Origin of the sequence: Streptomyces flavidovirens DSM 40150, assembly GCF_000429085.1 — a bacterium.
GTDB classification, from domain to species: domain Bacteria; phylum Actinomycetota; class Actinomycetes; order Streptomycetales; family Streptomycetaceae; genus Streptomyces; species Streptomyces flavidovirens.
The window spans coordinates 177,851-190,750 of sequence record NZ_AUBE01000011.1 but is presented as its reverse complement, the minus strand read 5'-3'; the positions used below and the strand labels follow the sequence as shown (position 1 = coordinate 190,750).

General features: G+C 68.8%; 14 protein-coding genes. All 14 read left to right on the top strand.

The window, feature by feature from the left end; genetic code table 11:
* Window positions 1-9 precede the first annotated feature (9 nt).
* The gene (locus tag G412_RS0117450; protein WP_028813221.1) at window positions 10-1,125 is read left to right on the top strand and encodes an LCP family protein; all 1,116 of its coding nucleotides are present in this window, start codon (window positions 10-12) and stop codon (window positions 1,123-1,125) included.
* 136 nt (window positions 1,126-1,261) lie between these two features.
* A complete protein-coding gene (gene rpmE / locus G412_RS0117445; protein WP_028813220.1) occupies window positions 1,262-1,480 on the top strand; it encodes a 50S ribosomal protein L31 in 219 nt (72 codons plus the stop codon).
* Between the two features lie 128 nt (window positions 1,481-1,608).
* Window positions 1,609-2,697, top strand: coding sequence for a peptide chain release factor 1 (gene prfA / locus G412_RS0117440; protein WP_028813219.1), 1,089 nt, complete (start codon window positions 1,609-1,611; stop codon window positions 2,695-2,697).
* A gap of 42 nt (window positions 2,698-2,739) precedes the next feature.
* Window positions 2,740-3,585, top strand: coding sequence for a peptide chain release factor N(5)-glutamine methyltransferase (gene prmC, locus G412_RS0117435; protein ID WP_028813218.1), 846 nt, complete (start codon window positions 2,740-2,742; stop codon window positions 3,583-3,585).
* A gap of 44 nt (window positions 3,586-3,629) precedes the next feature.
* The gene (locus G412_RS0117430; RefSeq protein ID WP_028813217.1) at window positions 3,630-4,277 is read left to right on the top strand and encodes an L-threonylcarbamoyladenylate synthase; all 648 of its coding nucleotides are present in this window, start codon (window positions 3,630-3,632) and stop codon (window positions 4,275-4,277) included.
* Window positions 4,274-4,921: an arsenate reductase/protein-tyrosine-phosphatase family protein gene (locus tag G412_RS0117425; protein WP_028813216.1), complete on the top strand. Its 648-nt coding sequence runs from the start codon at window positions 4,274-4,276 to the stop codon at window positions 4,919-4,921. The genes G412_RS0117430 and G412_RS0117425 overlap by 4 nt, the downstream gene beginning before the upstream one ends.
* Before the next feature lie 99 nt (window positions 4,922-5,020).
* Entirely contained in the window at window positions 5,021-6,283 is a 1,263-nt protein-coding gene (locus G412_RS0117420) for a serine hydroxymethyltransferase (RefSeq protein WP_028813215.1), read from the top strand.
* A gap of 105 nt (window positions 6,284-6,388) precedes the next feature.
* Complete coding sequence (locus G412_RS0117415) at window positions 6,389-7,717, top strand: MraY family glycosyltransferase (RefSeq protein ID WP_037649103.1); 1,329 nt, start codon at window positions 6,389-6,391, stop codon at window positions 7,715-7,717.
* Between the two features lie 264 nt (window positions 7,718-7,981).
* Window positions 7,982-8,419: a Cg1360 family ATP-synthase-associated protein gene (locus G412_RS0117410; RefSeq protein WP_028813213.1), complete on the top strand. Its 438-nt coding sequence runs from the start codon at window positions 7,982-7,984 to the stop codon at window positions 8,417-8,419.
* A gap of 225 nt (window positions 8,420-8,644) precedes the next feature.
* Complete coding sequence (gene atpB, locus G412_RS0117405; protein WP_028813212.1) at window positions 8,645-9,463, top strand: F0F1 ATP synthase subunit A; 819 nt, start codon at window positions 8,645-8,647, stop codon at window positions 9,461-9,463.
* 76 nt (window positions 9,464-9,539) lie between these two features.
* Window positions 9,540-9,776, top strand: coding sequence for an ATP synthase F0 subunit C (gene atpE, locus G412_RS0117400; RefSeq protein ID WP_028813211.1), 237 nt, complete (start codon window positions 9,540-9,542; stop codon window positions 9,774-9,776).
* Between the two features lie 39 nt (window positions 9,777-9,815).
* On the top strand, window positions 9,816-10,358 hold the full coding sequence (locus G412_RS0117395) for a F0F1 ATP synthase subunit B (protein WP_028813210.1): 543 nt from the start codon (window positions 9,816-9,818) through the stop codon (window positions 10,356-10,358).
* Window positions 10,355-11,170, top strand: a complete 816-nt coding sequence (locus G412_RS0117390) for a F0F1 ATP synthase subunit delta (protein ID WP_028813209.1) — start codon at window positions 10,355-10,357, stop codon at window positions 11,168-11,170. The genes G412_RS0117395 and G412_RS0117390 overlap by 4 nt, the downstream gene beginning before the upstream one ends.
* A 128-nt stretch (window positions 11,171-11,298) precedes the next feature.
* On the top strand, window positions 11,299-12,894 hold the full coding sequence (gene atpA, locus G412_RS0117385; RefSeq protein WP_028813208.1) for a F0F1 ATP synthase subunit alpha: 1,596 nt from the start codon (window positions 11,299-11,301) through the stop codon (window positions 12,892-12,894).
* The last annotated feature ends 6 nt before the right edge of the window (window positions 12,895-12,900 follow it).

The following is a 12,900-nucleotide window of genomic DNA, read 5'->3' as shown; positions in this document are numbered from 1 at the left end:
GGGAGAAACATGGCCGGAGAACAGAGCAGGAGCAGCCGAATACGGGGGACCGGCAAACGCCGGAAGGAGCCGGAACCCGGCGGCCGCCCCAAGGCGCTGACCGCCACCGCCTGGGCCGCCGCGGGCGTGGTGCTGCTGGGCGGCACCGGACTCGGTTACGTGTACTTCAAACTCAACGGCAATCTCAAGGGTGTTGACATCAACACCCAGCTCGGCGGCGACCGCCCCGACGACGTCGACAACGGCTCCCTCGACATCCTCGTCCTCGGCTCCGACTCCCGCTCGGGCGACAACGCCGAGTACGGCGAGGACGAAGGCGGCGCCCGCTCCGACACCGCGATGGTCATGCACGTGTACGAGGGCCGCAAGAAGGCCAGCGTCGTCTCCATACCGCGCGACACCCTGATCGACCGCCCCGCCTGCGCCTCGGACAGCGGCGGCGGGACCGTCCCCGGCGCCGGCCACCAGATGTTCAACACGGCGTACGAGGTGGGCGGTCCGGCCTGCGCAGTCAAGACCGTCGAGAAGATGTCCGGCATCCGCATGGACCACTACGTCGAGGTCGACTTCACCGGCTTCAAAAAGCTCATCGACGATCTGGGCGGCGTGGAGATCACCACCCGGCAGGCCATCGACGACGGCAAGAGCCATCTCCACCTCAAGCCCGGCACGCACACCCTCGACGGCGAGCAGTCGCTCGGTCTCGTACGGACCCGCAAGAGCGTCGGCGACGGCAGCGACCTCGGCCGCATCCAGCTCCAGCAGGCGTTCATGAAGGCGCTGATCAACCAGGTCAAGGACGTCGGCGTCCTCACCAGCCCCAAGAAGCTGTACGACCTGGCCGACAGCACCACCAGGACCGTCACCACCGACTCGGACCTCGCCTCGGTCAATGAGCTGGTGAGCTTCGCGGGCGGCCTCAAGGGCATCGGCGCGGGCGACATGAAGATGGTGACGCTGCCCGTGCAGTACGACCCGGCCGACCCCAACCGGGTCCTCCCGCTCCGGCGCCAGTCGCAGCAGGTCTGGGACGCCCTGCGCCAGGACAGGCCCGTGCCGGCCTCCGCGACCAAGGACTCGGCGGGCGACAAGGGCGACGCGGGCAAGGTCGTACAGAGCGGGTAGCGGGCGGGGAATAGTTCCGGCCGGTCCCCGGTTTTGGGAGATGCGGCCAGTGCTGGCAGACTGGTACGTCGGCCCCGGTTCACGTCCGCGCAATCCGCGCGAGCGACCCGGCGCCCTCCCGAAACTAGGAGTCACCTTGAAGCGCGAAATCCACCCCGAGTACGTCGAGACGCAGGTCAGCTGCACCTGTGGCGCGTCGTTCACCACCCGCAGCACGATCTCCAGCGGCACCGTCCGTGCTGAGGTCTGCTCCGAGTGCCACCCGTTCTACACGGGCAAGCAGAAGATCCTCGACACCGGTGGCCGTGTGGCCCGCTTCGAGGCCCGCTTCGGCAAGGCTGCCGCCGCGAAGTAGCGAGCCATTGCGCCGGTCCTCGGCCGCTCCGTACAGGGGCGGGGAGGACCGGCGCTTTGTCGTGACGTACAGGCTCGCGCCGTACAGGCCGCAGTCCCCTTTCGTTTTTGCAACCCAGGAGCCCGAAGATGTTCGAGGCGGTCGAGGATCTGATCGGTGAGCACGCCGATCTCGAGAAGAAGCTGGCCGACCCCTCGGTCCACGCGGACCAGGCCAACGCGCGGAAGCTGAACAAGCGCTACGCCGAGCTGACCCCGATCATCGGGACGTACCGGACCTGGAAGCTGACGAACGAGGACATCGTCACGGCGCGCGAATACGCCCACGACGACCCGGACTTCGCCGCCGAGCTGAAGCTGCTGGAGAAGCAGCGCGAGGAGCTGACGGAGAAGCTGCGGCTGCTCCTCGTCCCGCGCGACCCCAGCGACGACAAGGACGTCATCCTTGAGGTCAAGGCGGGCGCGGGCGGCGACGAGTCGGCCCTGTTCGCCGGCGACCTGCTGCGCATGTACCTGCGGTACGCGGAGCGCGTCGGCTGGAAGACCGAGATCATCGACGCCACCGAGTCCGAGCTGGGCGGCTACAAGGACGTCCAGGTCGCGGTGAAGACCAAGGGCGGCAACGGCGCGACCGAGCCCGGCCAGGGCGTCTGGGCGCGGCTGAAGTACGAGGGCGGCGTGCACCGCGTGCAGCGCGTGCCCTCCACCGAGTCGCAGGGCCGCATCCACACCTCCGCGGCGGGCGTGCTGGTCACGCCCGAGGCCGAGGAGGTCGACGTGGAGATCCACGCCAACGACCTGCGCATCGACGTCTACCGCTCGTCGGGCCCCGGCGGCCAGTCCGTCAACACCACTGACTCGGCCGTACGCATTACGCACCTGCCGACCGGCGTCGTCGCCTCCTGCCAGAACGAGAAGAGCCAGCTCCAGAACAAGGAGCAGGCCATGCGCATCCTGCGCTCGCGGCTGCTCGCCGCCGCCCAGGAGGCCGCCGAGCAGGAAGCCTCCGACGTACGCCGCAGCCAGGTCCGCACGGTTGACCGGTCGGAGAAGATCCGTACGTACAACTTCCCGGAAAACCGGATCTCGGACCACCGCGTGGGCTTCAAGGCGTACAACTTGGACCAGGTACTCGACGGCGACCTGGACGCAGTGATCCAGGCCTGCGTCGACGCCGACTCCGCCGCGAAGCTCGCGGCAGCCCAGGAAAGCCAGTAAGCCAGCAAAGCCAGTAAGCCCCCTGCAAGTCGGAGGACCGGGATGAATCTGCTGCTCGCAGAGGTGGCTCAGGCCACCCAGCGGCTGGCCGACGCCGGCGTGCCCTCACCGCGATTCGACGCGGAGGAGCTCGCCGCGTTCGTGCACGGCGTCAAGCGGGGAGAGCTGCACAACGTCAAGGACGCCGACTTCGACGCCCGCTACTGGGAGACGATCGCGCGCCGCGAGGCCCGCGAACCGCTGCAGCACATCACCGGACGCGCCTTCTTCCGCTTCCTGGAGCTCCAGGTGGGCCCCGGCGTCTTCGTACCGCGCCCCGAGACGGAATCCGTCGTCGGCTGGGCGATAGACGCCGTACGGGCCATGGACGTCGTCGAGCCGCTCATCGTCGACCTGTGCACCGGCTCCGGCGCCATCGCCCTCGCCATGGCGCAGGAGGTCCCGCGCTCGCGTGTGCACGGCGTCGAGCTGTCCGACGACGCCATCAAGTGGACCCGCAAGAACGCCGCGGGCTCGCGCGTCACGATCCACCAGGGCGACGCCAGGGACGCGCTCCCCGAGCTCGACGGCCAGGTGGACCTGGTCGTCTCCAACCCGCCGTACATCCCGCTCACCGAGTGGGAGTACGTCGCCCCCGAGGCCCGCGACCACGACCCGGAGATGGCCCTCTTCTCCGGCGAGGACGGCCTCGACCTGATCCGCCACATCGAGCGCACCGCCCACCGCCTGCTGCGGCCCGGCGGCGTCGTCGTCATCGAGCACGCCGACACCCAGGGCGGCCAGGTGCCGTGGATCTTCACCGAGGAGCGTGGCTGGGCCGACGCGGCCGACCACCCCGACCTCAACAACCGGCCCCGCTTCGCGACCGCCCGCAAGGCCATGCCGTGACCGCCGGCCGCACCAACCAGTTCCCGCACGAGGAGGCCCGTTAAATGGCACGGCGATACGACTGCAACGACGCGACCGACCGCACGACCGGTCTGCGCGAAGCCGCGGCCGCCGTCCGCCGTGGCGAGCTGGTCGTCCTGCCGACCGACACCGTCTACGGCATCGGGGCCGACGCCTTCAGCGCGGAGGCCGTCGGCGACCTCCTGGAGGCCAAGGGACGCGGCCGCAACATGCCCACGCCCGTCCTCATCGGCTCCCCGAACACCCTGCACGGCCTGGTCACCGACTTCTCCGAGCAGGCCTGGGAGCTCGTCGACGCGTTCTGGCCCGGCGCCCTGACCCTCGTCGCCCGCCACCAGCCGTCCCTCCAGTGGGACCTCGGCGAGACGCACGGCACGGTCGCCGTCCGCATGCCGCTGCACCCGGTCGCGATCGAGCTGCTCACCGAGTTCGGCCCGATGGCGGTCTCCAGCGCCAACCTCACGGGACACCCGGCGCCGGAGGACTGCGACGCCGCCCAGGCGATGCTCGGCGACTCCGTCTCCGTGTACCTCGACGGCGGCCCGACCCCCGGCATCGTCCCCTCGTCGATCGTCGACGTCACGGGGAAGGTCCCGGTCCTGCTGCGGGCGGGCGCCCTGTCCGCCGAGGAGCTGCGCAAGGTCGTACCCGACCTCGAGGTGGCCAGTTGACCGCCCTTGACGGGCGTGGCACAGCCGAAGGTATATCCGGGAACACCTTCCGTATCCTCCACGTCAGCACCGGCAACGTCTGCCGCTCGCCGATCACCGAGCGGCTGACCCGCCATGCCCTCAGCGACCGCCTGGGCGACTCGCTCACCCGCGGTCTCGTCGTGGAGAGCGCGGGCACCTGGGGGCACGAGGGCGCGCCCATGGAGGCCAACGCCGCGGCCGTGCTCGCCGACTTCGGCGCGGACGCGGCGGGCTTCACCGGGCGCGAGCTGCTCGACGAGCACGTCATCCGCGCGGATCTCGTGCTCACGGCGACCCGCGACCACCGCGCCCAGGTCATCTCCATGGGCCACTCGGCGGGCCTGCGCACGTTCACACTCAAGGAGTTCACGCGGCTCGTACGGGCCATCGACCCGGCCACCCTGCCCGATCCCCTCCAGGACGGCGTGGTGGAGCGCGCGAGGGCCCTTGTACGGGCTGCCGCGGCGCTGCGGGGCTGGCTGCTCGCCCCGAGCGTCGAGGCCGACGAGGTGTACGACCCGTACGGGGCGCCGATCACCTTCTTCCGCTCGATCGGCGACGAGATCAACACGGCGCTCGACCCGGTGGTCACCGCCCTCACGGGGACGCCGGCGCGCACCTGAGGGACAGCAGGGAAAGGAACGCCTCGTACGCCGGGCAGTGTGGGCCGGGGCGGCCTACATTGGAGGGGCCGCACCCCTTCGCCAGGCCCGGAGCCAGCCATGCCGGTCACCGCCGCATCCGTTCAGCAGGAGCACCCCGTCCTCGGGGCGGGCTTCGCAGCGCTGAGCCGCCAGGATCCCGAGATCGCCGACGTCATCCTCGGTGAAATGGGCCGCGAGGCCACCGGCCTCCAGTTGATCGCCGCCGAGAACTTCTGCTCGCCCGCCGTCCTCGCCGCCCTCGGCTCCCCGCTCGCCAACAAGTACGCCGAGGGCTATCCCGGCGCCCGCCACCACGGCGGCTGCGAGCTCGTCGACGTGGCCGAGCGCATCGCCATCGACCGCGCGGCCACCCTCTTCGGCGCCGAGCACGCCAACGTCCAGCCCCACTCCGGCTCCGCCGCCGTCCTCGCCGCGTACGCCGCACTGCTGCGCCCCGGTGACACCGTGCTGGCCATGGGGCTCCCGTACGGGGGACACCTCACCCACGGTTCCCCGGCCAACTTCTCGGGCCGCTGGTTCAACTTCATCGGCTACGGCGTCGACCACGAGTCCGGCCTCATCGACTACGAGCAGGTGCGCCTCCTCGCCCGTACGCACCGCCCCAGGGCCATCGTCGTCGGCTCCATCGCCTACCCCAGGCACCCCGACTACGCGTACTTCCGCGAGATCGCCGACGAGGTCGGCGCCTACCTCATCGCGGACGCCGCCCACCCCATCGGCCTGGTGGCCGGGGGAGCGGCGCCCACCCCGGTCCCGTACGCCGATGTCGTCTGCGCCACGACCCACAAGGTGCTGCGCGGCCCACGCGGCGGAATGCTGCTGTGCGGCGCGGAGCTCGCCCAGCGCATCGACCGGGCCGTGTTCCCCTTCACCCAGGGCGGCGCCCAGATGCACTCGGTGGCGGCGAAGGCGGTCGCATTCGGCGAGGCGGCGACCCCCGCCTTCTCGGCGTACACCCACCAGGTCGTCGCCAACGCCCGCGCGCTCGCGGACGCTCTGGCGGCGGAGGACTTCGCCGTCACCACGGGCGGCACCGACACCCACCTGATCACCGCCGATCCCGCCCCGCTGGGCGTCGAGGGCCGGACGGCCCGCGGGCTGCTGGCGGCGGCCGGCATGGTGGTGGACTGCTGCGCTCTTCCGTACGGCGACGAGCGCGGCATCCGCCTCGGAACCGCGGCCGTCACCACCCAGGGCATGCGCGAGCCCGAAATGGCGCGCATCGCGGAGCTTTTCTCCCTGGCTCTGCGCGGGGAGGGCAGGAAGGTCGCGGCACAAGCGCGGGATCTGGCCGGGAATTTTCCGCCGTATCCCGTCTGAGAACGCGTCGTGCAACCATCAACCGGTACCCGAATGTCCTGGAGCATGTGGTCGCGAAGCTAGGGTGTGGGGCTGAGATGGCCGGCGATACCTGTGGGGCTGCCCGTGCGTGAATACCTGCTGACGCTCTGCGTTACGGCAGCGGTGACTTACCTGCTGACCGGACCGGTGCGGAAGTTCGCCATCGCGACCGGCGCGATGCCCGAGATCCGAGCCCGCGACGTGCACCGGGAGCCGACACCGCGGCTCGGTGGCATCGCGATGTTCGGTGGTCTGTGCGCCGGTCTGCTGGTCGCGGACCACTTGCAGAACCTCAGCAGCGTCTTCGAGCTGTCGAACGAGCCGCGTGCGCTGCTGTCGGGTGCCGCGGTGATCTGGCTCATCGGCGTACTGGACGACAAGTTCGAGATCGACGCGCTGATCAAGCTGGGCGGCCAGTTCATCGCCGCCGGCGTGATGGTCGCGCAGGGGCTGACGATCCTGTGGCTGCCGGTGCCCGGCATCGGCCAGGTCTCGGTGACCGCCTGGCAGGGCAATCTGCTCACCGTCGCGCTCGTCGTGATCACCATCAACGCGGTGAACTTCGTGGACGGCCTGGACGGTCTCGCCGCGGGCATGGTCTGCATCGCCTCCACGGCGTTCTTCATGTACGCGTACCGGATCTGGTACGGGTACGGCATCGAGGAAGCCGCGCCCGCCACCCTCTTCGCCGCGATCCTGATGGGCATGTGCGTGGGATTCCTCCCGCACAACATGCATCCGGCCAGGATCTTCATGGGCGACTCCGGGTCGATGCTGATCGGCCTGGTCCTGGCGGCCGGCGCGATCTCGGTCACCGGCCAGGTGGATCCGGACGCGATGAAGCTCTTCGCGGGCGCCAGCACGCGCGAGGTCACGCACGCGATGCTGCCGGTCTTCATCCCGCTGCTCCTGCCGCTGACGATCATCGCGATCCCGGTCGCGGACCTGCTGCTGGCGATCGTGCGGCGTACCTGGCAGGGCAAGTCGCCGTTCGCGGCGGACCGGGGCCACCTGCACCACCGGCTCCTGGAGATCGGCCACTCGCACAGCCGGGCGGTGCTGATCATGTACTTCTGGTCCGCCCTGATCGCCTTCGGCGCCGTCGCGTACTCCGTGCACTCGGCCAGCATGTGGATCGTGCTCGGCATCGTCGTGCTCAGCGCGGTCGGCCTGGTGCTCCTGCTCCTGCCCCGCTTCACCCCCCGCGCCCCGCGCTGGGCGGAGTCCTTCATCCCGCCGCGCTACCGCAGGAGCACCAGGGCCTTCGCCGACGGGGGCGGTACGGACGAGGCCGGTGAGGCGGTGGAGGAACCGCAGGAGCGTATGCCGCTGCCTGCGGGCGTCAACGGGGCGACCGCCATCGGGCCCCGTTCGCGCTTCCCCGAGCGGCGGAAGGCCGGGACGTCCCGCTGACGATTTGACGCGTCGGGGCCTAATAGCAGACATAGTGCCGAGCTGTCGTGCACAGACGGGCACTGTCACTCTCATGTGTGACAGTTGGCACACTCCTTGGTAAAGACCTCATCAAATAGTTTGTGATACCGTTCACGAGACCCGGCGACAGAGCCGAAGGGCCGTAGTGCGACGGCCTTTTGGACGTGAAGTGACACTTCGGTCCCGGCTTACGCTCGTCCATGACGACACCTTTTGCCCCCACCACCAAGCGGAGCTGCCGCCATGCCGTCCAACGACGTCCGGAGTCTCCTCCAGACCGCCGTACCCACCGCTGCCGCCGGCGCGATCGCCGCCGCCGTCAGCGCTGTGGTCGCGGGCGGCAAGGGAGCGCTCGGAGCCGTTGTCGCGACGCTGGTCGTGATCCTCTTCATGGGGGTGGGGCTCGTCGTACTCCAGCGGACCGCGAAGTCGCTGCCGCAGCTTTTCCAGGCGATGGGGCTGATGCTCTACACCGCCCAGCTGCTGCTGCTGTTCATCTTCGTGGCGCTGTTCAAGGACACCACCCTGTTCAATCCGAAGGCGTTTGCCATCACATTGGTCGCGACGACCCTTGTGTGGATCGCCGCTCAGGCGCGTGCGCACATGAAGGCCAAGATTCTTTACGTCGAACCGGAATCCTCCGAGGCGCAGAAGCCGAAGAACTCGGGGTCTTCGTCGTGAAGGGTAGGGCCGGTATAAAGGCGCGTTCGAGATCCTGCTATCGTCCGGTGCCAACTGCGGCACTGCGGGCGCGGGCATCCGAGCTGACGCCTGTTCCATCGCGAGGCTCAATGCCTGACAGCCGCCCCCACATCCGTTACACCAGTCCAGTGCCGAACCGCGGCCGCTTGCCGCGCCGACACAACGAGGTTGCCGTACCTATGCGCCACGCTGAAGGAGCCCGCGGTGAGTGCTGAAAAGACGACGCTCGCCTTCGATTGGAGCTGCCGCATCCTCGCCGACAACGGCTGTGGATTCCCGGCCCCGGGCCTGCACTCCTTTCTCTTCAAGCCGATGTTCACCGTCGGTGGCTACGAGTTCAACAAGCCGATGCTTCTGGCGCTGATTTCGACCGTCCTGGTCGTCGGCTTCTTCTGGGCGGCGTTCAGCAAGCCCAAGCTCGTGCCGGGCAAGCTTCAGATGATCGGCGAGGCGGGCTACGACTTCGTACGCCGCGGCATCGTCTACGAGACCCTCGGCAAGAGGGACGGTGAGAAGTACGTGCCACTGATGGTGTCGCTGTTCTTCTTCATCTGGATCATGAACATCTGGTCGGTCATCCCGCTCATGCAGTTCCCGGTGAGCTCGGTCATCGCCTTCCCGGCCGCTCTGGCGCTCATCGTCTACCTGCTGTGGATGTCGCTGACGTTCCGCACGCACGGTTTCGTCGGCGGACTGAAGAACGTCACCGGCTACGACAAGTCGCTCGGTGCCGTACTGCCGCTCGTCATGGTCATCGAGTTCTTCTCGAACGTACTCGTCCGGCCGTTCACGCACATGGTCCGACTGTTCGCGAACATGTTCGCCGGTCACCTCCTGCTGGTGATGTTCACCGTCTCCAGCTGGTACCTGCTGAACAGCTGGATGGTCCCGGCCGCAGGGGTCTCGTTCGTCATGACCATCGTCATGATCGTCTTCGAGCTCTTCGTGCAGCTTGTGCAGGCGTACGTCTTCGTACTCCTGGCCTGCACCTACATCCAGGGCGCGCTCGCCAAGCACCACTGACCAGCGCCTGCCCAGTACCACCCCCATCGTCCGGTGGCCAACCCCCACCGGTCCGTACAGAGAAGGAAGAATCAGCATGGCTGCCACTGAGACCCTTGCTGCCGTCACCGGCTCCCTCGGCTCCATCGGTTACGGCCTCGCCGCCATCGGCCCCGGCGTCGGCGTCGGCATCATCTTCGGCAACGGCACCCAGGCCCTGGCCCGCCAGCCCGAGGCCGCCGGCCTGATCCGCGCCAACCAGATCCTCGGCTTCGCCTTCTGTGAGGCGCTGGCCCTGATCGGCATCGTCATGCCGTTCGTCTACGGTCAGTGATCTTCACCCCCGTAGATCTTTTCGACGAAAGGCACTGATGTGAACGCGCTGGTATTGGCGGCGACCGAGGAGCAGAATCCCCTCGTTCCGCCCGGTCCAGAGTTCGTCGTCGGGCTGCTTGCCTTCGCCGTCGTCTTCTTCTTCCTCGCCAAGAAGCTCCTCCCGGCCATCAACAAGGTCCTGGACGAGCGTCGCGAGGCGATCGAGGGCGGCATCGAGAAGGCCGATGCAGCTCAGACCGAGGCCCAGAGCGTGCTTGAGCAGTACAAGGCTCAGCTCGCCGAGGCCCGCCACGAGGCCGCCCGCCTGCGCCAGGAGGCGCTGGAACAGGGCACTGTCCTGAAGGAAGAACTTCGGGCAGAGGGTCAGCGCCAGCGCGAGGAAATCATCGCCGCAGGCCACGCCCAGATCGAGGCGGACCGCAAGCAGGCCGCACAGTCGCTGCGTCAGGACGTGGGCAAGCTCGCCACCGACCTGGCCGGCAAGCTCGTCGGCGAGTCCCTCGAGGACCACGCCCGGCAGAGCCGCACCATCGACCGTTTCCTCAGCGAGCTCGAGGAGAAGGCCGAGGCCGCCCGATGAACGGAGCGAGCCGCGAGGCACTGGCCACCGCACGTGAGCGTCTCGACGCGCTGACCGACAACACGTCGGTCGACGCGACGAAGCTCGCGGGCGACCTGGCCGCCGTTACCGCGCTGCTCGACCGCGAGGTGTCGCTGCGCCGGGTCCTGACCGACCCGGCGCAGGCCGGCGAGGCCAAGGCCCAGCTGGCCGCGCGACTGCTGAGCGGTCAGGTGGGTGGCGAAGCCGCCGACCTGGTCTCCGGCATGGTCCGCACCCGCTGGTCGCGGTCGCGTGACCTGGTCGACGCGATCGAGGAGCTGGCGGACACCGCCGACCTCACCGCGGCGCAGCAGGCCGGCACGCTCGACGACGTGGAGGACGAGGTCTTCCGGTTCGGCCGGATCGTCGCGTCCGACACCGGGCTGCGGGCCGCGCTGACCGACAGGTCGGCTTCCGTGTCCGCCAAGAGTGAGCTGCTGCGCAGCCTGCTCGGCGGAAAGGCCCAGCCGGTCACCGAGCGTCTGGTCGTGCGTCTCGTGGTTCAACCGCGTGGACGTAGCCTGGAGGCGGGACTCGAGTCCCTGTCCAAGCTCGCCGCGGCGCGCCGCGACCGCATGGTCGCCGTCGTCACCACGGCGGTGCCGCTCACCGACCAGCAGAAGCAGCGCCTCGGCGCCGCACTGGCGAAGCTGTACGGACGCCAGATGCACCTGAACCTCGAAGTGGACCCCGCGGTCCTCGGCGGGATCCAGGTACAGGTCGGTGATGAGGTCATCAACGGCACCATCGCGGACCGTCTCGAAGAGGCGACCCGCCGCATGGCCGGCTGACCAGCCAGCAACTGAACACGTATCACTAGCGGCCCGGTTGGGCCGTGCAGAGATTGCAGAAGATTCCTGGGGGACGGCCCCCAGACCCCCAAGAACTTCGGGCCCAACAAGGAGAGCAGGGAACCCAGATGGCGGAGCTCACGATCCGGCCGGAGGAGATCCGGGACGCGCTGGAGAACTTTGTCCAGTCGTACCAGCCGGACGCGGCCTCGCGCGAGGAGGTCGGAACGGTAAGCGTTGCCGGCGACGGCATCGCGAAGGTCGAGGGTCTTCCCTCGGCCATGGCGAACGAGCTGCTGAAGTTCGAGGACGGCACCCTCGGTCTCGCCCTCAACCTCGAGGAGCGGGAGATCGGTGCGATCGTCCTCGGCGAGTTCAGCGGTATCGAGGAGGGCCAGCCGGTGCAGCGCACCGGTGAGGTGCTCTCCGTCGGCGTCGGCGAGGGTTACCTCGGCCGCGTCGTCGACCCGCTCGGCAACCCGATCGACGGTCTCGGCGAGATCGCGACCGAAAGCCGTCGCGCCCTCGAACTGCAGGCCCCCGGCGTCATGGTCCGCAAGTCGGTCCACGAGCCGATGCAGACCGGCTACAAGGCCGTCGACGCGATGGTGCCGATCGGCCGTGGCCAGCGTCAGCTGATCATTGGTGACCGTCAGACCGGCAAGACCGCTCTGGCCGTCGACACGATCATCAACCAGCGCGACAACTGGCGCTCGGGCGACGTGAACAAGCAGGTGCGCTGCATCTACGTCGCCATCGGCCAGAAGGGCTCCACCATCGCGTCCGTTCGCGGTGCGCTGGAGGAGGCGGGCGCGCTCGAGTACACGACGATCGTCGCCGCCCCGGCTTCCGACCCGGCCGGCTTCAAGTACCTCGCCCCGTACACCGGTTCGGCCATCGGCCAGCACTGGATGTACGCCGGCAAGCACGTCCTGATCATCTTCGACGACCTGTCGAAGCAGGCCGACGCCTACCGCTCCGTGTCGCTGCTGCTGCGCCGTCCGCCGGGCCGCGAGGCCTACCCGGGCGACGTCTTCTACCTGCACTCGCGTCTGCTCGAGCGCTGCGCGAAGCTCTCGGACGACATGGGCGCCGGTTCGATGACCGGTCTTCCGATCGTCGAGACCCGTGCGAACGACGTGTCGGCGTTCATTCCGACCAACGTCATCTCCATCACCGACGGCCAGTGCTTCCTGGAGTCCGACCTGTTCAACGCGGGCCAGCGCCCGGCGCTGAACGTCGGTATCTCGGTCTCGCGTGTCGGTGGCTCCGCCCAGCACAAGGCCATGAAGCAGGTTTCCGGCCGACTGCGCGTGGACCTCGCCCAGTACCGCGAGCTGGAGGCGTTCGCCGCCTTCGGTTCCGACCTGGACGCGGCCTCCAAGGCGTCGCTGGAGCGCGGTAAGCGCATGGTCGAGCTGCTGAAGCAGCCGCAGTACGCGCCGTTCCCGGTCGAGGAGCAGGTTGTCTCCGTCTGGGCCGGCACGACCGGCAAGATGGACGACGTACCGGTCGAGGACATCCGCCGGTTCGAGGGCGAGCTGCTGGAGTACCTGCGCCGCGAGCGCAAGGAGCTCCTCACCTCGATCCGCGAGGGCGGCAAGATGTCGGACGACACGCTGCAGTCCGTCGCCGATGCCATCGCGGCCTTCAAGCGTCAGTTCGAGACCTCGGACGGACAGCTCCTGGGCGAGGACGCGCCGGCCGTCAACGTCTCCAAGTGACGACGG